The organism is Paenibacillus sp. LPE1-1-1.1 (genome assembly GCF_040676435.1).
In the GTDB taxonomy this organism is placed as follows: Bacteria; Bacillota; Bacilli; order Paenibacillales; family Paenibacillaceae; genus Pristimantibacillus.
Genome location: NZ_JBEGHY010000034.1, coordinates 93,542 through 114,138 on the forward strand (window position 1 = coordinate 93,542; position 20,597 = coordinate 114,138).

Consider the following 20,597-nt stretch of genomic DNA (forward strand, 5'->3'; position numbering starts at 1 on the left):
TACCATAAAGTTTGATTTAAGAGGCTTGTCTTGATCGAAATCTCTAAGATGAAAAGATAGATCGATGGCATTTCGATCTGCTCCTCAGGAGATGATATAAAAAACAAATAAAAGCGGCAGCTTGGACATAATTTTTGTCCGCAGCTGCCGCTTTCTCTTTATGATAATTATCCGTCTGGCCCTGCAGAGGCGACGGCAAGCTCAAATTGATGTGCGATTTCCCTTATTTCTTCTTCTGTAAAACCACCCGTAATACTTGCAAAGCCCCTTGAATTGTGTGGAAAATATTAGGTGAAGCAATCAAATGGCCATTCAAATAGATGGATAAGGTTTGCCCGCTGAGCTCGGTCGTGATTTTCCCCCAGTTTTCGGCTTCTTTAAACTTGAAAGAGAGAATGAACCCGGCATCCAACCGGATCGTCATACCGTCCCAAAAAAGCAACAAACTAAAAAAGTGCCCAACCTTGCAATGCAGCAAATTTGGGCACTTTCGTATTTCTATATTAGAATCTTGATACTAATAAAACCATCTTTGTGCAATCATCGCTTTCAAATCTCGGTTCTTTTCCGCCATCGTCCTTATCCCTTCGTATCGCTTTTTTAATAATCCCCTTCTCCGAAAACAGGTTTTGAAGAAGCGGCCTTGCTGATAGATTAATTATATTTATACATCTCCACTTTAAGAGCAGCTGGTTTTCGACCTACCGAAACCATATAAGCAGCTTCATCACCGTTCAATACTCTACCTCTAATCCATTGATCATTCATAAACTCGCCTTCCTCGATTTGAATATAGCCGATCTTATCCGTTTCTCCCGATTTCGGAAGAAATTCCACCGAGAACCCGATTCCCGCGAATAGAAACTCATCCTCGTTAACCTCGATAACCAGCCCTCCTGAAACTGGCTTGCCGTCCTCCTGCCGTTTATAGGTAAGCTTCACATCATATTTCGAGAAAGTCAGCAAGCATCCACTATTATGGTGCTGCAGGAAACCGGTCATTTTCCCAGTACCCCGATACCGGTTAATAATACCCATCATATTGCCGAGCAATCTATAGCTTTCGGCTAGATATGGTCCGGTACCGTTTAGGATGAAGGCCGACATATCGATATTAAGTGCTATCATGATTCCGAAATCCGGCCCGTCTTCATTTGTCGCTGTAGCAAGAAAATCCTCAATACCGAACGGGGCAAAGCATAGTGCATTATGCTTTCCGATTGCGTAAAATACGTTCGTTGCCGACACCATATCTCTTCTTGCTTCCGGAATGAAGAGAGGATTGCCGTCTGCCGTATATTCTTCGCAAACCTCAGCAAAATTAGGTAAATAAATATCTGGCGCATACAGACAGATGGTCGGAGCAGCGTGCTTCCATATTTTCATAACCTTCGCAATTGGACCGCCGCTCGGATAAGTGCCAGCCTTCCAAGGGTATTGCTCCAGCCATGCGTTAACAAACATTGGCAGCGGATACGCTTCCGAACCGGATTTAGCTATTTTTTCTATAGCGGAAGCATAGTGATAGGCCATGAAATTTTCAGCGGCTGCTTCACCAAATACCTCTCTCCAGTTACCGTTATTACTATATAGGGCAGCAAGGCCCGAAGGAATAACCTCTTCAAATTGCTTGTTAGCCTTATCCGAGTAATCTCTTTCCGCGCCCAGAAAACCAATTTCGTTCTCGATCTGCATCATAATGACGGTTTGCTCCTCCCCGTCTATTTCCTTCAAATGCTTCATCAGAGAATGAAACGCGGTGGCGTCCGCTTCAACGGCTGCGCCGCACAGCGGTGAAATCGTATCCGATGCCGCTCCGCCCGGATAACGCGCTCTGAAATAGGATTGATAATCTTTTTTTACCCAGGAAGGTGCATAAGTAGATCGACCATTTTTCCACAACCCGAACCATAGCAGGACAAGTCTTACGCCTTCTTCTCTTGCCTGCTCGATAATACCGTCAACCAGAGCAAAGTCATACTGACCTTGAACGGGCTCCATTAGTTCCCAAAAAACGGGCGCGATCACGGTATTCAAATGCAAGCCTCGTAAATTCGGCCAAACTTTCGTCTTCATATATTCGAGACTGGACGAACTGGAGTTATGAATCTCACCGCTTAAAGCGATATAGGGTGCTCCGTCCACGTACAAAGTTGTTAATCCATCCTCATTTTTGAGATAGGGTAATTGCTTCATTTAATCTACACCTCGCTATTATTGTCATACTAGTTCGAAACTTGCGGATTTGACCTCTGTGGAACTTGTTCCGATATGCAGCTTAAAAGTACCTGGTTCTGCTTTAGATCAAATCCGCCGTGTAATACTTCAAATCCTCCTCCGAAATAAGGAAGTTGACTTCCTTGCGCTCGTTTAGCTTGCCTAGCGTAGCCGGCACAATGGTATGCCAAATTCCGAGCATCAAGTATTCTCCTTTGAACGAGAGCCCCGTCCAGTAGTCCGGGGCTCATCTTTTTTATTTACTCGATTTCGCCCATTCATCCAGCTGTTTTTGCTTTTCAGCTATAATTTTTTCGATTCCTGCTGATTTCAGCTTCGAAATAAATTCAGGAAGCGATTTACTCGGATCCAACATGCCAGTTTCAAGTGCGAGACGGAATTCCTGACTGACAGCTGTCACAGCTGCAAACTCCGTTTTTACCGGGTTAACATCAAATATAAATCCTAAAGCTTTGGATTTTAACGCCGAAAAATTGAATTCGTCCATTTGACTCCAAATGTCAGGGTTTTCGCCTTCAAAGGTGTAAGAAAGAAATTGGTTACCAAACAACCAGCCCATGAACAAATTGTATCCGCTGTTCGTCCCGTCGACGCCTTGTGGAAATTTGATAACGTTATCCGATACTTTCTCGAAATGCTTGCCTTCGATTCCCCAATCGAATAGATTTACGATTTCTTTATCCGTATACATAAGATTTAAAAATTGCATCGCTTTAGCAGCATTATTGCTGCTGCCTGGAATTCCCCACATAATGCCAGTAATAGAAGTTGTTGTAGCAACAGGCTGTGTAAGCGGAACGGATACAACGGCAACGCCGTTCTTTGATTCCTGTTCATCAAACCCAGGCTTTGTATTTGCCAAGTAGCCGAAGCCACGATTCGATTTCAATAGATCGAACTGACTGTCTTTATTCGTCGCTGCATCCTTTAGGATGTATCCTGCTTTGTACCAGCTATGAATTTTGTTCAATAGCTCTGCGTATTCGGGCATTTCGTACAAATTGACGACCTTCAAACCATTATCGAAATTTGGTAATACACCGAACGAATCTCCCAAGTTATCATAAGTAATATAGCTGTCTGCGATCGTTCTTCCAACTGCGGCTGGTATAAGAGGTGCCATGGTTGGTTCGCTTTCTTTAATCGTCTTCAAAACCGCTTCCACATCATCTAACGATTTAATGGACGTAATATCTATTTTATATTTATCGACCATGTCCTTCCTCATCGTAAACGAATAAGTCGTTGCGAGATCGCGGTTCGAAGGGACTCCGTAAGTGCCTCCGTCTATTTTACTGGCAGATAAATAAGCAGGATCGAATACTTTCTTGATCCCTTGGCCATGCTCTTCAATCAATTTATCCAGCGCCGTCAATTGGCCCTTGGCCACCTTTAGTGGATACGTATTGCCGGACAGCATCATAAGATCAATCTTCTCGCCACTTGTCAGCATCAGATTCGTCTGCTGATCCCAAGCGCCGAAATTAATCGGAGTCAGCTTGACAGTAGTGTTAATCTTCTCCAAAGCCAATTTGCTGATTTGATCTTGAACAGCTTGCAGATCGGTCGGCACACCGCCAAAAATAGGAAATACAATATTTAGCTCGTAAGGCTTCTCTCCTCCGCTTCCAGAATTGCTTGCCGTTTCACCATTGCTGTCTCCATTTGAAGAACATGCGGACAGCACTATCATGCAAAGAACCATTAATGCGGACAACCACTTCATTTTCTGAACCATCGTGAATCCCCCATTTCATTGTGTATGGTATAACCAGCGATTTGTTAGCGGTTGCATTCCGATTTCGTTGAACCTCGCTGGCTTGTGTAGCCATTATATAATCATGCTTTCAAGCACTCTGCTCTGAGCTCGACCTCTCATTTGCACCATATCGACTTTGTCCTCGTTCCCTCGGATCAAAAAGCAATTATCCTTTTACCGCTCCGATCGTAATTCCTTTAATGAAGTACTTCTGGAAAAAAGGATAAGCAATCAATATTGGAATAGCACCCACTACGGCAATTGCCATACGTACTGACGTGCTTGGCAGCTGCTGTGCTGAACCGCTAGCTCTCGAGTCCGCCATCCCACTCGATAAAAACTGTATGTCCGTCAGTATTCGGTTCAAAATGTTTTGAATGCTGAACAGCTGCGGATCTGTCAAATAAACAAGCCCATTAAACCAGTCGTTCCAATAGGCGATGGTCTGGAATAATCCGATGGTGGCCATTATTGGCATCGAGAGCGGAATGACAATAGAAAAAAAAGTCCTGAACTCTCCAGCTCCATCGATATTGGCAGACTCGATAACCGGCAGCGGAATGGAGGTCATGAAAAACGTCCGCATGAGCAGTACATTAAATCCATTCATTAGCAGCCCTGGAATAATCAGCGCCCAAATCGTGTTTTTCATATCAAAATATTGCGTGTAGATTAGGTATGTCGGAACTAGACCTCCATTGAATAGTAGTGTGAAGAAAACGAAGAAGGCTAGCGGATTCTTTATCGGGAAGTCTCCCCTGGACATCGGATAGGCAAGCAGGGATGTAATCGCTAAACTAGTCGCCGTGCCTGTCAGCGTAATAAATATCGTTATTCCGTATGCCCTAAAAATTTCTTCAGATGCTTTCCCTAAATATTCATAAGCGGTAAAGCTCCACTCCTGCGGAAAAAACGAATACCCATTGCTAAGGATAGATTGCTCGCTCGTCAATGAGGATACGACCAGCAGCAGGAACGGAATAAGACATGCACCCGAAATGATGATCATCGTAATATGGCCAACCGATTGGATCGTCCGATTTTCTGCATTCATAAATGTTAAGCTCCTCTCTAGAACAAAGCGTTATCACTGTTGATTTTGTGAACGACATAATTGGAAATTAGAACTAATACAAAACCGACAATCGATTGGTAAACGCCTGCAGCAGACGACATCCCAATATCACCAAGCTGCATCAAGCCGCGGTAGACATAGGTGTCAATAACGTTTGTTGTGCTGTTCAATGCACCGGCGTTGAGCGGAACCTGATAGAACAAGCCGAAGTCAGAATAGAAAATGCGCCCGATCGCCAGCAGCGTCATCATCGTAATAACCGGCATTATTAGAGGGATCGTTATCATCAAGATTTGCTTCCATTTGGAAGCCCCGTCGAGCGTAGCTGCTTCAAAATACTCCTGATCGATGCCGATTATTGCAGCCAAGTAAACAACGCACAGAAATCCTGCACTTTTCCAAACATGGATAACGGTTAAAATAAATGGCCAATATTGCGATTCAGTGTACCAAGAAATTTCGTTTAGACCGAGCATTGGAAGAATCGTTTTGTTCATAAATCCAGTTTCAGCGCTTAATAAAGCGAATGCAAGATAGCTGACAATGACCATGGAAATAAGATGCGGCAGCAAAATAATGCTCTGATAAAACCTCGACAGAAATCGATTTCGAATTTCATTGAGCAGAATAGCGATGCCTAGAGCTACAATTAAATTAATAATGATAAATGCGGTGTTGTACAAGATCGTATTTCTCGTAATGATGAAGGCATCGCTTGTCTTAAACAAATACTCAAAATTTTTAAAGCCGACCCATTCACTGCCCAATATGCCCTTCGAAAAATTAACATCCTTGAAGGCGATTACGATTCCGAACATTGGTAAATAGTTGTTGATGATCAAATACAAAATACCCGGCAGCGTCATCAAGATTAGCGGCATATATTTCTTTAGTTTCATGTTTTTTTTCTTCACGCTGATCTGCTTCTCTTGTGCCCTCATGACCTGTGTCATCGAACAATCCTCCCTTTCCTCAACTCACTTGTTGTATATTCTCTATAGTAATGCGAATGGAACAAGCTAACTGCTCCGTGCTCGACCTTTCATTTGCCTGATTTCGACCAATAAGTATTCGATTTAAATAAAAAAAAACGACCGGAAGGTACGGTCGGCTTTTTGTTTACATATAGGACTACGTGAGAGACTTAAGCCTATATTCTAACGGATTCATCCCGGTATGCTTCTTAAATCTCCTCGAAAAGTGCGACAGATTCGAATAACCGACGCTTACAGCTACCCTGCTGACTGGCATCTCCGTTTTCAGCAGCAACGATTCCGCAAGTTTTAGACGCTCCAACACAAGCAATTCCGTTACGGACATTCCTTTCTCTCTCTTGCATAAGCGATCAAGATAATCCGGATTTAAATACACCTGCTGGGCGATCTCTTCCCTGGTTAATGGCATGTCCAGATGCTGCGTGATAAATGCCATGATATGCTCTATCACACTAAGATTCGGGTCCTTTTCTTTCTTTAATGCTGATATCGTTTCCGTGAAGCCGGAAATCCATGCGAGGAAATCAGGAATCGATCGCGTTGCATTCTCGGACAGTTCCACCAGTTTGACATCTCCGAAAAAAGATTGAAAAGGGGCACCTTCCTGTCTCATCATATAGTACTGAGTCTGTGTAATAAATTGCTGAAAAAGATACAAGGCGCTCGCGTCAAGCTCGAAAGCATGTGCAAGATTCACCAAGTAACGCTCCGCTTCCATCACGATTTTTTGCTGTGAGCCTTCACGCAGCAGCACCGTCCACATCTGCTGGTCCGGTTTTCGGATCGCCGAGCTAATGCGTAGCGGCTCGCTACCAAGTCTCATAACTTTATTATTATGTGCCACGTTATTCCTCTGGGTAACGATCAGCTCATCAACTAGCTCAGGAAGCTGGTTCACATAAACCTGCCCTCCAATATAACAGGTGAGATCACAGAAGAAGTAACTGCGGCAAGCTGTGATATATTGCTCGCAAAGACGGTTTAGCTCTTGTTCCTTATAGTTAGCTTCATCAAAAGATATTATTGCGAGCAGAGATCCTCTTGTAAAAGGAATAACTTGGATTACGGAAGACTCGCTCTTCATCATCTCTTCAGCCGTGTTCTTTAACGCATATTCCAATATGCGTTCATCGCGTTGATTGATGGGCTTGTGCCATCTCTGAATATGAATAAGCACAGGCACGAATTTATCTAAAGCACAAAACGGTATACTGCGTTCCGTCGCAATTTTTTCGATATGAGAAGCTTGCAAAGAAATAGAACGATTCAATACATCAATCCAAAATCGCTCCATCAATATGGATTGATGACGGAACCACTTCTCGCCCAGGTTGACGGTTTCTTTATCTTTAATAATTTTATCTACTGCCTTCGCTACCACTATCTCAAGCTCCTCATATGGAAGGGGCTTCAATATATAATCCAAGCTGCCGAGCTTCATCGCCCGTTTGGCGAAATGAAAGTCAGCATGGCAAGTCATAATAATTGATTCCGTTGTCTCCGAATGTTCCCTCACCCAATCAAGCAGATCCAATCCGCTTCCTTGCGGCATTTCGATATCACATAGCATAATATCAACGGCCGTACCTTCGAAGATCTCCTTCGCTTGTCGAATGTTGAATGCTGTGTACACACCCGTAATACCCAGCTTAGACCAATTAATATCGGATATAAGACTGTCAATTACAATACTCTCGTCATCTACGATTAGCAGATTCATCCATTATCCACCTTCTTCAAGTTGTTTTGTTCGAGCGGCAAATGAATTTCAATGATGGCTCCGGAAGGATTTCCATTATAAAATATGATATCTGCTTGTCCCTCATATAGAAGATAAAGCCTCTGTTGAATATTACGAATGCCAATATGCTCGCCCTGATCGTCTCGAATCGGTTCGTTTCCTCTAAGCCGTTGAAGCATTTCCTGAGAAAAGCCTTCTCCCGTATCTCTAATTTCAATATGCACTCTCGATGCTCCCCCGCTATGATCCATCCGAATGTCAATGAACAAATATACGGGTGTATCCAATGTTACGGCATGCTTAATCGTATTTTCCACAAACGACTGGATAAGAAGAGGCGGGACAAAAACATCCGCAACGTTGTCATGAACTTCAATGGACGGAATAAGTCCAGTTGGCGACCGTAGTTCCTGAATTCGTAAATAATTCCGTACATGCTTCAGCTCATCCTGGAGCGGCACGACCGATAGATTGCTTCTGAACATATATCTGAAATATTGAACCAAGCAGAGTGTTATCTCCTCGATCACCTTCGTCTTACCCGAACGGGCAAGCGTATAAATGATATTTAGTGAATTCATAAAAAAATGAGGATTGATTTGTAACTGCAGATGCTGCAGCTCTGCTTTTTGCTTATTGATCTGTTCTTCATAAACGCTAATACGCAGTTCCTCGATCTGAGTCATCATATTATTAAACGAATTGTTTACAACCAGATACTCGTCACTTGTACGGTAAGGTTGTATGCGAATGTTCAAGTTCCCTTCTCCAATCAACTTCATTGCTGAGATGATTCGGTTGAGCGGACGCAGGACCGTTTTGCGCAGCATAATGAGGAAAACTGGCAGCAGTAAGATCGATCCCAGAGAGATTAAAGTGGCAATTTGCTGCAAATAAGGCAAGTTTTCTAATATTTGTTCATCTGGAATGAGCGCTAACAAGCTGAAATTCCCCTTCATTGAGCGCTCGCCTACGACCAGAAAACGATTTTTATCACCGGACATATAATAACTTTCGAAGCCTCGATTCAAATTGACTCGATTCTCATTTACAAGCTCCGCATGAATCGTCGGTATACCTTTATCCGTCACCATCAAAGAAACGCCTTTCTCACCGAGATTTATTAGCTTTAAAGGCATCAGCAACTGATTGATATCTACCCATGCACCTACATAGGAATGTTCAGTAGCTAGTATACGTAACAAATAATATTCATCACCAAGTTTTTGCACACTCCAATCTTTGGAAAGCTGATCAGTTGAATTAAGGTAATTCTTTAAATAATTACGCACCGCTTCTCTCTGATTATAAGAAGCGCTTAGGTTAATGCCTTCCAGCAAATCATCCTTTCCCATATATATAAACAAAGAGTCAATCGTTTTATAGACCAGCACATCATCGGACAATTTTCTGGACAGCCGGATTTGACTTAACAGTTCCTCTTTCGGAGAACGATTGTCCGACATGTTCTGCAAATCCAGATTGGTAGCCGCAAGACTGATTAAATAATTATCAACATCATCAAGGCGGTCATCGATCTGTCCCATATAGAGGGATATCAAATTTTTATTCGATTGTGCAACCTGGTCCCTAACGACGTCAATGGCATAAAAGGTGTTGTATAGCAACAAGGCAAGTATGGGCAAAATAATAGCCATGACCAAAGCTGTCAACTTGAAGCGTAAGGAATTCCTCGATATATGTGGCAACAGAGCATTCACGGTAAGGACCTCCCAGAAAGCATTTATGTCCATTTTATTAATCATTCTATATTATATTATCCTTAAATCACTACTCCAAACTCTACTTATCATTTGCTTCTGGACGACTTTATTAAAGACGTGCTTTTACTCGCTAACTTGACCAACGAGACATAAGATATGCCTATCTGGATGAAATGGATGACTACTATATCTTTAATTATTTCTTTCGGCTTAATCGTGTACACCTTAATCAACTTTGGTTGGTAAGAAAGGAGGGGAATACGGTGTTTCATAAGAATTTGTCAGAGTTGGGATGGGAAAAAGTCAAGATGAGGCCGTTGCATAGACTGATTCTCGTAGACGAATGGATTGAATTAATTCAGTGTTAGATATTGGTCCTGGACCAGGCGTATTTACTCAACGTTACGGGAAAGTCGTTGGCAGTACAGAAAAGGTAACAACACTGGAAAAATCGGAAGAAGCAATTGCGCATTTAACAGAGGAATTAAACAACCGGTAAATGGAATAGAAAGACGTAATCACCGTTACAAGGATCTCGTTATAAAATTGTACCGACTGGTCACGTACTCTTCGAATTGTATTCGTTCCTTTTTCAGTTAGCTCAAGAATAACTTCACGGCGATTATTCTCATTTAATTCCCTTGATACAAATCCTTTGCTTTCACCATTATGCTTGGTGAATAAAGCCAGGTTATGAAGATAATCAATGCTAGAAGCAGATGTAACTTTTCCATTCATTTTCCCCCGTTATGAGTCATATGCAGCTGCTCCATTTTTAGAAAAGGGATACAGTATAACCATAATAAAATGAATGTAATAGATGGTATACTAGGATACATATGTAATTTGCTAACGGAGAGGAATGGGTTGCAATGAGCTAAGAATTAGTAAACGCACGTTGTTGAGGCTAACGGGTGGCCATAGTTCAACACCGCGGAAAAGCTTTCGGCAAAATTACAATATGGAGGCAATGAAATGAGTCAACGCTATCGAATTACAAGAGCATTACAGGAAAATGGAGATTCGGTCCAAACCATATCTTTGGAAGAGTGCAAACGATATTTCGCTTCCCAACCTGATTTTTCTTATACATCAGTTTTTACGGTGACAGGCTCGACCAGCATGTCCATTGAGGGAGATTTCTTCATGTGGAGCTATGGTGATGCGAATATCCCATTCCGCTATTATCAAGGAGATGTTTACGTTTCCGGCACCAATGAAGCCGTGATTCCCAAGATGTTTGAGGTTGCGAGTGAATTAGAGGCGGATGTGTTGGAAGGGTAATTTTTTTCTATCCATGTACAAGATGTCCTGGTTGAATGGATAAACAAATGAGGCTCCCCGCAAGGGAAGCCTTTATCCGGCGCATGCATCCTATGAACTGACAATGGTTTATGGAGACTTTTAAATAACTAAAAACTTAGGTAGAAAAAATAAAACCGGCAGTCCGGGACATGATTTTCATGTCCCGGACTGCCGATTCTTTTTTATTGGATCCGTTAAAAAATGCTTATTAATACGGCGATGGCTGCCCAGGGTATCTAGGTGCTTCTACTTCATTTTCCATATATGTTTTGTGGCAGTACATATGTGAGATACGCGGAATATAGACGGTTGAACCAGGCTGCATTTGTTGTGGATTTATGTGTGGGTTAGCTTCCTCAAGAATAGGGAGAGGCATGTTATACATATGAGCGACCTTTTCCATGGTATCCCCTGCTTGGGTTTGGTGCTGGGCATAATACATGTCGTTACGGTCTCCTTCGCCATCCTCCCGGAAAAAAGGAAAGAAAAACGGAGAAAAGAAGAAAAACGGGAATAAAAAACGCCGTGGAAAAAATGGATGAGGGATCGGTCGGAAAGGCCGGCGAAATCCAGGTCCGCCTTGGGGAATAAATGCACGATTCATAATAAACCTCCAATTGTGTATGGTCATTTGACTATATAAATTATGAACGAAAGAAAAAATGGTGCCTATTGCTCCATAATTTAGGCTTGTTCGGTTATGCCGAGAAGTTATTAATGCGGGGCTTGAAGTTTAAAATACCAAGGGCGGATAGAAGAAAAAGCGTATTTTAGAAGCATGAAGTGAATCAAAGTTGGTTAATGGTGGTAAGGTATCAATAAAAACTGTACCTCAGGAGGAGCACATGGAGTCTAAACTAGAGCGACAAGGTCTATTGGCACTAATCAAGAAGGGTAATAAATCTTCCGCAATTGCAATGATAGGCAACGCGATTATTGCGGCTATCAAAGCATTCGCAGCAGCGTTCAGCGGCAGCGGCGCTATGTTCGCTTCTGCCATGCATTCATTTGCGGATGCGATCAATCAGGGGTTCGTTTTTGTGGGAAGCATTCTCTCCGAGAAGAGACCTACGCCGCGGTTTCCAACCGGATTTGGACGTGTTATCAATATTTTTTGCATGATTGCCGTTATCGTCGTTACCATTATGGCTTATGAAACCATACATGAAGGTTGGCATTTATTTCGCCATCCCGTTGAAAATGAAGGCATTTGGCTTAATATTGCTGTATTAATCGTGAACTTGGTCGTGGACGGTTTTATTTTAATAAAAGCGATGAAAGAAATTTTGCATGAAGCAAAAGTCGAAGCGCATGGGTTTCAGCTTTTTCCGACAGCTTTTAAAAACGTAGGCCGTTCAGCACCGGCCACACGATTGGTCTTTTATGAGGATATCGTAGCCGTTACGGGTGCGGTCCTAGCGATGATTGCGGTCATCGTTGTCTCTTTAACTGCATTCGACCAGATGGATGGCGTCGTAACGATGCTGATTGGGCTGTTAATGGTTGGTGTCGCTTTCCGGGTGGGATACGACAACATGATTGGTCTTATCGGCGTTTCCGCTCCGAAGGAGATCGAAGATAAGGTTTCCCGAATCATTTTCTCCGAGCCGCTCGTTACGGATATTTACCAAATGCGTATTTTGCAAGAAGGGCGTTATTATCATGTAGAAGCGTTGCTGGAGCTAAAGGCGGGATTATCGCTTGCAGATGCAGATGACATTAAGTTTAAAATGCGAGACACGCTTCTCAGGGACACGAATATTACGGATGCTATTTTAGGCATTATCGAGGATGACGGGGTAAAAAGCTGGGTTCCAGTAGATAAGCGCTAGCAACAAAACCGCCAAAGTTTTTGGCGGTTTTTTAGAGTGAGTTTTACCCAAGAGAACCAAATAGAAGGCTCCTCATATGTTTCATGCGTCTCGTACATGAAATTTCGTAAAGTGGTAAAACTACGATCCGTATAAATGTCCGTTGTTGGAGGAGGGCAGTATAAGCTCTTCTTTTTCCAATTACAAAAGTTAACGTTGACGTTAACTGTCACTCGGAGTATGCTTATTTTATTAGATCACGGAGGTGCGGCGAATTGCATTTGCTTAAAATTGAAGAGGTAGCGAAACGTACGGGCTTAACCAAACGAGCCATACGCTACTATGAGGATATCGGCCTGATTTCTGCGCCTGAAAGAACGCAGGGCAACATACGGCTGTATTCGGAGGACGATATTGCGAAGATTAATAAAATAATTTTGGCGAAAGAGGTACTTGGCTTCTCGCTTGCCGAGCTGCAGCAGTACATGGAGTTTCAGACGGCGATCGAGCAGCAAAAGAGCGAATACCATACGACAGAGGACCTTGAAGCGCGCAAATCAAAGTTGATCGATATGGCTAAGATTTTGCAGAAGGAAAAAGCGATGATCGACACGAAAATCTCGCGCATGGAGCAATTCAAAGAAGAGCTGACCGGATATGAGACTCGTATAAGGATGGCCCTCGACAAACTACAGGATTAGGAGCGTAAAAGTGGATACCTCGCAAAAAGCAGCAACAACGTCATTTTGGACCGTTATGGTTGCCGTGTTTTTCGGTAATTTTATGGCCTCGTTGAGTACAACTACGATCAATGTGGCATTGCCTATTTTTATGGATGATTTTCATGCCAGCTTGAATACCGTGCAGTGGATGTTATCGGGCTTTATGATGGCTACGGGCATTATTGCCCCGATTATTGGTTTTATGGGAGACAAATGGAGCTACAAAAGGCTTTATGTCTTTGCTCTGGCCGGCTTTACTTTAACTTCCGTGCTCTGTACCTTTGCTTGGAGCATCGAATCGCTTATCGTGTTCCGTATTCTCCAAGGCTTCTTCAGCGGTATTATTATGCCGACTACGATGACGATTATCTATCAAACGATCGATAAACCGAGGCAAGCCGTCGCTGTAAGCTTTTGGAGCGTATCGGCCATGTTAGCTCCGGCGCTTGGTCCGACTATCGGCGGTTGGCTTGCTGAAATTTTCGGTTGGAAATCCTTGTTCCTTTTGAATGTTCCCATTGGTATTATCGCTGTAATTGTAGCCGCCAAATTTATTCCTAACTACCGTTTAAGCAGCGGCATTAAACTCGACTGGATCGGCTTCGGCGCGGTTCTCGTGGGGACCAGCGCGTTATTGGTTGCTTTTAGCGAAGCGCATAGCTGGGGCTGGGCAGGCTGGCAGACGCTAGGCATGATTGCGGCGGGCATCGTTGTTCTCGCGTATTTTGTAAGAAGGACGCTGCGGGTCAGCAATCCCTTGCTCAATTTGCGCGTACTGAAAATTCCGCGGTTTACGTACGGCTTGATCGTAAACTGCTGCATCACGATATCCCTTTATGCCGGCACGCTGCTGGTTCCGATTTTCATGCAAAATATTAAAGGGGAGTCGAGCTTCGCAACCGGTCTCGTCATGCTGCCCGGCACGCTGGCGATGGTGCTGGTTTCGCTTGCGGCAGGCAGGCTTTATGGCAAAATCGGCCCTTCGCGCTTAATCTTTATCGGACTGATTCTTATGGGAGTAGCGACATGGGAGCTTAGTCATGCGAACGTTGCCACGAGCGCTTTATTTATCACGGTATGGGTTGCGATTCGTTACATGGGTATCGGCTTTAGCAATATGCCGGTGACGAATGCGGCGATGTCCGCGGTTCCGAGCGTGAACTCGGGCCATGCGTCGGCGGTGATGAATTGGATTAGGCAAGGAACCTCGGCGCTGTCGATCAGCTTGTTCAGCTCGATCCTATCGGCGCAGACGATTGCCCATTTGGCGGTGGGGAATGTGTCCCAGACGGCTGCATTGTCATTTAGCATACAGGACGTCTTTCATGTGGGGACGATGATTATCATCGTTTCTTTACCGCTCACCTTGCTGCTTCGCAAACCGAAAGCAGTTGCGACGCCATAAAAAAGAGCGCCCATCACGGCGCTCTTTCTGTCTGTATTCACGATTAAAATACCTGTGCGCCTTCAAGGGCTACCTTGATTTTTCCGTTCATTTCCAGTACCTTCACCTTTACTTTGCGGCCCGGCTGATACTGATGGATATTGACCATGAAAATGACGGTCTTAATGATGGTGCGATAGGGCTCCGCATGCTCTCTGGGAATCGTAAGGCCTATAAAAACCTCGGGATGACCGTTAATTTCGGTGTTGGTTTGCCGAATAGAGCTTACGGTCGCATCAAAAGGTACACCGTTCTTTAAAATATGTTTGATTTCCCGATTATCCTGGAACGACTGCCGAATAACGATGAAGGCGAGCAGGAAAAGAGGCAAGGAAATAAGAATAACGACCACTAATGTGATGCTCTCGCCTGTACTCACGCAAATCACCAACTTTCATGGAACATAATGACATTCGCCATGCTGCATTTACATATTATTAATTCTATGGAAAGCATAGCATAGTGAATGCATTAAGAAAATATTTCCAAGGTCTTATTCGCGAATAGGTACTTTAGCAGCTGTTATTGCCCAATTAAAGGAATGGCGTTCTTTTTACGAAGCTTTGAGCCAGGTGGTCGGCATGTAAATCCTTGTCGTTTTTTTTGTATTTTTCAAGCACGTCGATGATGTAATCGTTATTCGGATCGTTGGATCGGAAAATAAATTGCTCAGGATTCTCGATATGTACATCATGCCCGCACTGCTTCAGGCATGCTTCATAATCCTGAAAGGTAGGCTGCGTATTCTCTTCCAGATAGATCAGGCCGGTCAGCAGCTTCGTTTCCGTGCCGTGAATAATTTTGAAATGGACCGTATGTTCCTTTTTCATTGCAATTCCTCCCGTACTTCCAGATGAATGATTGTTATTATTATAATATGTTCCAAAAGCGATGCAAAAGCATGCCTATTGTGAAAGCTTCTTGAAGATCCGGCAAAATCGAACAAAAGCTGCACCGTCATCGGACGGTGCAGCTTTTGTGATTTTTCCGTATATTTTTAAACCACCGTCACCTTGATCAGGTTGGTTGCGCCGGCTTGGCCGATCGGTACGCCAGCGGAAAGTACGATAATGTCGCCTGTGTCGATAAGCCCAGTCAGCTTCGCATTGCGCGTAGCGGATTCGAACATATCGTCGGTAGTGGTAACGGCATCGCCCTTCACCGGAATAACGCCGGAGAGCAAGCAAATTTTCGGCAGCACATGATCATGCTGGGTAATCGCGATAATCGGCGCTTTCGGACGGTATTTGGATACCATGCGCGCCGTAAAGCCGCTTTCCGTCGACGTAAGGATCGCTCTGGCATTAAGCTCAAGCGAGGAGCTCACAACGCCTTGGCTGATCACCTCGGTAATGTTTGTGCTTTGCTGTGCTCTTCTCTTATCGAACTGCTCTTTGTAATCGATCATGGATTCGGCTTTTTTCGCGATAGAAGCCATGGTCTGTACGGAAGCGATCGGATATTTACCGGCTGCAGTCTCGCCGGAGAGCATGACCACGTCCGCTCCTTGGATAACGGCATTGGCTACGTCGCTCACCTCTGCTCTCGTTGGACGCGGGTTAACCTGCATCGACTCCAGCATATGGGTAGCAACGATAACCGGCTTGCCTACAAGGTTGCATTTGTTGATCATTTCGCGCTGCATCATCGGTACATCCTCAATCGGCACCTCTACGCCAAGATCGCCGCGCGCGACCATGATGCCGTCGGACGCCTCGATAATCGCATCGAGATTGAGCATGCCCTCTTCATTCTCGATTTTGGAAATGATTTGTACATGGCTCGCGTTTGCTTCTTCCAGGATGTTGCGGATTTCCAAAATATCCTCCGCTTTGCGCACGAAGGAAGCGGCAATGATCTCCACATTATGCTTAATGCCGAAATGGATGTGCACGACATCGCGTTCCGTTACGCCTGGCAGCGTCGTTTTGATACCTGGCAGGTTAACGCCTTTGCGCGGCTTCAGCGTACCGCCGCTGATGATTTTACAACGGATGTCAGCTCCGTCTACGGACAGCACCGTAAGATCGACGAGCCCATCGTCGATAAGGATTCGGTCGCCTGGTTTTACGACCAAAGGCAGCTCTTTATAGTTAACAGGCAGACGGGCCGCATCGCCCAGTACATCCTCAGTGGTTAGAATGAGCTCCTCGCCGATCACAAGCTCGCAAGAAGCTTCCTTCAGCTTGCCGATCCGCACCTCAGGGCCTTTAATGTCCATCATAATCGGCACGAAAGTGTTTAGCTCGCGCGCAGCCTGCCGTATATTATTCATTCGCATGACGTGATCTTCTAATTCGCCGTGAGCCATATTCAGTCTACCAACGGTCATTCCTGCCTGGATCATTTCTTTTATCGTCGAAACGGAGTCGCAAGCGGGACCCATTGTACAAATAATTTTTGTTTTTAGCATGTTGTAGGCCTCCTCGTTTTTTTCATTGTAACGCGGAAGGTCGAAACGTGATGAGAACTATAGTACAATAGATGTACAATAGTACAGCGATAAGGGGCGTTCATTATGCTGGCAATTTTGGATGTGCATCAGGACAACGGGGCGGGCTGGTACGAGGAGGGAGAAGGGCGAAAGTTCACCTTTCATCTTTTGCTGGTCACCTATGGGAAATGTGTATATTGGGTGAACGAGGAGAAGGTCATTTTGGAAAAAGGCGATATGCTCCTCATACCGGGCCATGTCCCGTTCTATGGCAAAAGCATTCCCACGGTCGTGCACACAAAGTACGTGATCAACTTTAGAAAAACCGCAGCAGAGTGCGGACTTCCGCTTCTGCATCTGCAAGAGCCGCTGAGGCGGAGGCTGGGCTGCTTTGAGGTCATACAGGAGCGGCTTCGGGCGCTTTTGACGCAATATAAGGAGCGGCCGGCCTATTACGAATTAATGGCGGAAGCACTGCTGACGGAAGCTTTGATTTTCATCAATCAAGAGTCGGACCGGGGGATCATTTCCTCCGAGAAGCATCGGCGGGTGGACAGCATGAAGCAGTATATTTCGACGCATTACCGCGAGAAGGTGACGAAGGAGGAGCTTGGCGATGTCATCAACACGACGCCTAATTACGCGGCAACGCTGTTCAAAGCCGTCACCAATCAAACCATCAGCGAATATGTTCATAATCAACGGATGAAAACGGCGGTTTACATGCTGACGGAATCGCAGCTGATGATCAGTGAGATCGCCGACTATTTGGGCTACAATGACGTTTCTTATTTTTATCGCATTTTCAAACGCAGCACGGGAAGCTCGCCATCGGATTTTTTGCATGAGCGTTCTTCAACGGTTTAAAGCGGGGATTGGCTGCGGTTGACTAATTAGCGAGTTCGATTTACAATTTACCCAGAAATAGGCTTTGACCAAAGACATGGTTATCAATACGGGCTGTCCAGAGAGAGAGGCGATTGCTGAGAGCCTCCCCAGTAACCGATTGTTTAATTACCCCTTTGCAGCCGTGCTGTTGAACCCGCAGTTTGATTATGCGGTTGTAAATCGTACCGTTTCATCCCCGTTACCGGATGCTCAATAAGGATCTTGCATGAGCTAAATGTCTGGCGGTCAGCCAGCAGCATAGAACAGCAGATCGAATGAGGGTGGAACCACGAGCTGAACGCACTCGTCCCTTGGTGGGAGAGATGTGTTTTTTTTGCGTTCAATCCATTCGATCGGAGGCTGCATAATGAGTATTGCAATAACATTACCAGATGGAACAGTGAAGGAGTATCCCCGAGGCACGACCATGGAGCAAATCGCGCAATCGCTCAGTATCGGCCTAGCCAAGAAGGCTGTCGCCGGCAAATGGAACGGTAAGCTCGTCGGATTGGGCGAGGCGATTCATGCAAACGGCGAGGTGGAGATCGTGACGCTTGACGGAGCAGACGGGCTGGAGATTTACAGGCATAGCACAGCCCATGTCATGGCACAAGCGGTGAAGCGGATTTATGGGAACAAGGCAGTGAAGCTGGGAATCGGCCCGGTCATTGAAGACGGCTTCTATTATGACATCGATATCGAAAAGCCGTTATCCCTTGACGATCTTGCAGCAATAGAAGCGGAAATGAGCCGAATCATTCAAGAAGACCTGCCGATTCGGCGCCGCGAAGCGAGCCGCGAGGAAGCGGCTGCGTTTTTTGCGCAGCAGGAAGAGCCGCTCAAGCTGGAGCTTATCCGCGATTTGCCGGAGGAAGCGGTCATTACGCTCTATGAGCAAGGGGAGTTTGTTGATCTTTGCCGAGGTCCGCATTTGCCGTCCACTGGACGCATCAAGGCGTTTAAGCTGCAAAATGTTGCTGGGGCTTATTGGCGCGGAAATTCCGACAATAAAATGCTGCAGCGGATATACGGTACGTCTTTTCCGAAGAAAGCGCAGCTGGAGGAGCATCTTCATCTGCTTGAGGAAGCGAAGAAACGCGATCACCGCAAGCTCGGCAAAGAGCTTGGGCTCTTCATGTTCTCCGAGGAAGCGCCGGGCATGCCGTTCTATTTGCCTAACGGCATGACTGTCCGCACGGAGCTGGAGAATCTGATCCGCGAGCTTCAGCGGCAGCGGGATTATGAGGAAGTACGTACGCCCTTCATGATGAACAGGCGGTTATGGGAGCAATCGGGACACTGGGACCACTACAAAGACAACATGTATTTCACGGATGTTGACGATACGCCTTATGCGCTCAAACCGATGAACTGTCCAGGGCATATGCTTATTTTCAAAAACAGCCTGCATTCCTACAGGGAGCTGCCGATCCGCATGTCGGAATTCGGCCAGGTGCACCGGCATGAGTATTCGGGGGCACTGAACGGGATGATGCGTGTCCGTACATTCTGCCAGGACGATGCTCATATCTTCGTCAGACCGGATCAAATCGAAGAGGAGATCAGCCGGGCCATCGCGCTAATTGACCATATTTACAAGGTTTTTGGCTTCGAGTTCAAAATCGAGCTGTCGACAAGGCCGGAGGATTCCATGGGCTCGGAGGAGCTTTGGCATGAGGCGGAGCATTCGCTGCGCAGCGTGCTGGACAGCCGCAATATTCAATATCGCGTGAATGAGGGCGACGGCGCTTTTTATGGTCCGAAAATCGACTTCCACATTCTCGATGCTCTTAAGCGAAGCTGGCAATGCGGGACGATTCAGCTGGACTTTCAAATGCCGGAGAAGTTTGATTTGTCCTATATCGGCGAGGACAATCAGAAGCATCGTCCCGTCGTCATCCACCGCGCGGTTTACGGATCGATTGACCGCTTTATCGGGATTTTGACAGAGCATTTCTCGGGTGCGTTTCCGCTCTGGCTGGCTCCAATCCAGGTGAAGCTGCTGCCTGTGTCGGAGAAGTATATCGACTATGCATTACAGGTAAAGCAAGAGCTGGCCGAAGCAGGCATTCGCGCGCAGGTCGATGGGCGGAATGAGAAGCTGGGCTATAAGATTCGCGAAGCCGGATTGGAGAAGGTCCCTTACATGCTGGTACTCGGCGAGAACGAGAAAAATACGGGCACGGCCGCCGTCCGGAAAAGGGGCGGGGGAGACCTTGGTTCGGAATCCATCCGTGAAATCATACGGCGGTTAAAGGAAGAGATTTCGATAAAGTCATAAGCAAATAATAAGAAGAGGCTATGTTCATTTTCATCATGACATAGCCTTTCTTAAAATATAAGAAAGTATAAATTTCATTCTTATACTATGCTTATATTTCAACGCGAAACGATCTTTTGCCGCAATGACGGCGTCAGCCGTTTACGCTTGTGGGCTGGTCATTCATGGAAGCGTTAGTAT

Annotated in this window: 18 protein-coding genes; 7 read left to right on the forward strand and 11 right to left on the reverse strand. The window is 45.2% G+C overall.

Annotation, left to right across the window (positions count from 1 at the left end):
- Positions 1-223: 223 nt before the first annotated feature.
- The 7 genes from MRBLPE1_RS23635 to MRBLPE1_RS23665 all read right to left on the reverse strand — a co-directional run bounded on the left by MRBLPE1_RS23635 (position 224) and on the right by MRBLPE1_RS23665 (position 9,529).
- Entirely contained in the window at positions 224-445 is a 222-nt protein-coding gene (locus MRBLPE1_RS23635) for a hypothetical protein (protein ID WP_364149949.1), read from the reverse strand.
- Positions 446-654: 209 nt separating this feature from the next.
- The gene (locus MRBLPE1_RS23640; RefSeq protein WP_364149951.1) at positions 655-2,196 is read right to left on the reverse strand and encodes a DUF5597 domain-containing protein; all 1,542 of its coding nucleotides are present in this window, start codon (positions 2,194-2,196) and stop codon (positions 655-657) included.
- A gap of 277 nt (positions 2,197-2,473) precedes the next feature.
- Entirely contained in the window at positions 2,474-3,976 is a 1,503-nt protein-coding gene (locus tag MRBLPE1_RS23645) for an ABC transporter substrate-binding protein (RefSeq protein WP_364149953.1), read from the reverse strand.
- Positions 3,977-4,163: 187 nt separating this feature from the next.
- Complete coding sequence (locus tag MRBLPE1_RS23650; protein WP_364149954.1) at positions 4,164-5,051, reverse strand: carbohydrate ABC transporter permease; 888 nt, start codon at positions 5,049-5,051, stop codon at positions 4,164-4,166.
- Between the two features lie 17 nt (positions 5,052-5,068).
- A complete protein-coding gene (locus tag MRBLPE1_RS23655) occupies positions 5,069-6,025 on the reverse strand; it encodes an ABC transporter permease (protein WP_364149957.1) in 957 nt (318 codons plus the stop codon).
- Between the two features lie 178 nt (positions 6,026-6,203).
- The gene (locus MRBLPE1_RS23660) at positions 6,204-7,787 is read right to left on the reverse strand and encodes a response regulator transcription factor (RefSeq protein ID WP_364149960.1); all 1,584 of its coding nucleotides are present in this window, start codon (positions 7,785-7,787) and stop codon (positions 6,204-6,206) included.
- Positions 7,784-9,529 (reverse strand): sensor histidine kinase, encoded by a 1,746-nt coding sequence (locus tag MRBLPE1_RS23665; RefSeq protein ID WP_364149963.1) that lies wholly within the window; start codon positions 9,527-9,529, stop codon positions 7,784-7,786. Before MRBLPE1_RS23665 ends, MRBLPE1_RS23660 begins: the two co-directional genes overlap by 4 nt.
- Positions 9,530-9,893: 364 nt before the next feature.
- Here MRBLPE1_RS23665 and MRBLPE1_RS23670 point away from each other — a divergent pair, with 364 nt between their 5' ends.
- Entirely contained in the window at positions 9,894-10,031 is a 138-nt protein-coding gene (locus MRBLPE1_RS23670) for a hypothetical protein (protein ID WP_364149966.1), read from the forward strand.
- 476 nt (positions 10,032-10,507) lie between these two features.
- A complete protein-coding gene (locus MRBLPE1_RS23675; RefSeq protein ID WP_364149969.1) occupies positions 10,508-10,816 on the forward strand; it encodes a hypothetical protein in 309 nt (102 codons plus the stop codon).
- A 229-nt stretch (positions 10,817-11,045) separates the two neighbouring features.
- Here the strand turns inward: MRBLPE1_RS23675 and MRBLPE1_RS23680 are convergent, their stop codons facing one another.
- Positions 11,046-11,441: a LysM peptidoglycan-binding domain-containing protein gene (locus MRBLPE1_RS23680; protein WP_364149972.1), complete on the reverse strand. Its 396-nt coding sequence runs from the start codon at positions 11,439-11,441 to the stop codon at positions 11,046-11,048.
- A 241-nt stretch (positions 11,442-11,682) separates the two neighbouring features.
- On the opposite strand from MRBLPE1_RS23680, the gene MRBLPE1_RS23685 reads away from it, so the two are divergent.
- The 3 genes from MRBLPE1_RS23685 to MRBLPE1_RS23695 all read left to right on the forward strand — a co-directional run bounded on the left by MRBLPE1_RS23685 (position 11,683) and on the right by MRBLPE1_RS23695 (position 14,775).
- Positions 11,683-12,669 carry a cation diffusion facilitator family transporter gene (locus tag MRBLPE1_RS23685; RefSeq protein WP_364149975.1) on the forward strand — a complete coding sequence of 329 codons (987 nt, stop codon included), beginning with the start codon at positions 11,683-11,685 and terminating at the stop codon, positions 12,667-12,669.
- A 254-nt stretch (positions 12,670-12,923) separates the two neighbouring features.
- Positions 12,924-13,349, forward strand: a complete 426-nt coding sequence (locus MRBLPE1_RS23690) for a MerR family transcriptional regulator (RefSeq protein WP_364149978.1) — start codon at positions 12,924-12,926, stop codon at positions 13,347-13,349.
- A gap of 10 nt (positions 13,350-13,359) precedes the next feature.
- A complete protein-coding gene (locus MRBLPE1_RS23695) occupies positions 13,360-14,775 on the forward strand; it encodes a DHA2 family efflux MFS transporter permease subunit (protein ID WP_364149981.1) in 1,416 nt (471 codons plus the stop codon).
- 43 nt (positions 14,776-14,818) lie between these two features.
- Here the strand turns inward: MRBLPE1_RS23695 and MRBLPE1_RS23700 are convergent, their stop codons facing one another.
- The 3 genes from MRBLPE1_RS23700 to pyk all read right to left on the reverse strand — a co-directional run bounded on the left by MRBLPE1_RS23700 (position 14,819) and on the right by pyk (position 17,227).
- On the reverse strand, positions 14,819-15,193 hold the full coding sequence (locus MRBLPE1_RS23700) for a hypothetical protein (protein ID WP_364149983.1): 375 nt from the start codon (positions 15,191-15,193) through the stop codon (positions 14,819-14,821).
- Positions 15,194-15,347: 154 nt separating this feature from the next.
- Entirely contained in the window at positions 15,348-15,644 is a 297-nt protein-coding gene (locus MRBLPE1_RS23705; RefSeq protein WP_364149986.1) for a hypothetical protein, read from the reverse strand.
- A gap of 167 nt (positions 15,645-15,811) precedes the next feature.
- On the reverse strand, positions 15,812-17,227 hold the full coding sequence (gene pyk, locus MRBLPE1_RS23710; RefSeq protein WP_364149989.1) for a pyruvate kinase: 1,416 nt from the start codon (positions 17,225-17,227) through the stop codon (positions 15,812-15,814).
- Positions 17,228-17,332: 105 nt separating this feature from the next.
- Here pyk and MRBLPE1_RS23715 point away from each other — a divergent pair, with 105 nt between their 5' ends.
- Together MRBLPE1_RS23715 and thrS are read left to right on the forward strand one after the other, a co-directional pair.
- On the forward strand, positions 17,333-18,115 hold the full coding sequence (locus MRBLPE1_RS23715; RefSeq protein WP_364149992.1) for an AraC family transcriptional regulator: 783 nt from the start codon (positions 17,333-17,335) through the stop codon (positions 18,113-18,115).
- A gap of 388 nt (positions 18,116-18,503) precedes the next feature.
- Positions 18,504-20,417: a threonine--tRNA ligase gene (gene thrS, locus MRBLPE1_RS23720; protein WP_364149995.1), complete on the forward strand. Its 1,914-nt coding sequence runs from the start codon at positions 18,504-18,506 to the stop codon at positions 20,415-20,417.
- The last annotated feature ends 180 nt before the right edge of the window (positions 20,418-20,597 follow it).

What these genes read in the sequence shown, in the direction of transcription:
- MRBLPE1_RS23715 (WP_364149992.1), top strand. Translation starts at nt 17,333, where the DNA reads ATGCTGGCAATTTTGGATGTGCATCAGGACAACGGGGCGGGCTGGTAC.
- MRBLPE1_RS23685 (WP_364149975.1), top strand. Translation starts at nt 11,683, where the DNA reads ATGGAGTCTAAACTAGAGCGACAAGGTCTATTGGCACTAATCAAGAAG.
- MRBLPE1_RS23655 (WP_364149957.1), bottom strand. Translation starts at nt 6,025, where the DNA reads ATGACACAGGTCATGAGGGCACAAGAGAAGCAGATCAGCGTGAAGAAA.
- pyk (WP_364149989.1), bottom strand. Translation starts at nt 17,227, where the DNA reads ATGCTAAAAACAAAAATTATTTGTACAATGGGTCCCGCTTGCGACTCC.
- MRBLPE1_RS23640 (WP_364149951.1), bottom strand. Translation starts at nt 2,196, where the DNA reads ATGAAGCAATTACCCTATCTCAAAAATGAGGATGGATTAACAACTTTG.
- MRBLPE1_RS23680 (WP_364149972.1), bottom strand. Translation starts at nt 11,441, where the DNA reads ATGAATCGTGCATTTATTCCCCAAGGCGGACCTGGATTTCGCCGGCCT.
- MRBLPE1_RS23645 (WP_364149953.1), bottom strand. Translation starts at nt 3,976, where the DNA reads ATGGTTCAGAAAATGAAGTGGTTGTCCGCATTAATGGTTCTTTGCATG.
- MRBLPE1_RS23660 (WP_364149960.1), bottom strand. Translation starts at nt 7,787, where the DNA reads ATGAATCTGCTAATCGTAGATGACGAGAGTATTGTAATTGACAGTCTT.
- MRBLPE1_RS23675 (WP_364149969.1), top strand. Translation starts at nt 10,508, where the DNA reads ATGAGTCAACGCTATCGAATTACAAGAGCATTACAGGAAAATGGAGAT.
- thrS (WP_364149995.1), top strand. Translation starts at nt 18,504, where the DNA reads ATGAGTATTGCAATAACATTACCAGATGGAACAGTGAAGGAGTATCCC.
- MRBLPE1_RS23705 (WP_364149986.1), bottom strand. Translation starts at nt 15,644, where the DNA reads ATGAAAAAGGAACATACGGTCCATTTCAAAATTATTCACGGCACGGAA.
- MRBLPE1_RS23650 (WP_364149954.1), bottom strand. Translation starts at nt 5,051, where the DNA reads ATGAATGCAGAAAATCGGACGATCCAATCGGTTGGCCATATTACGATG.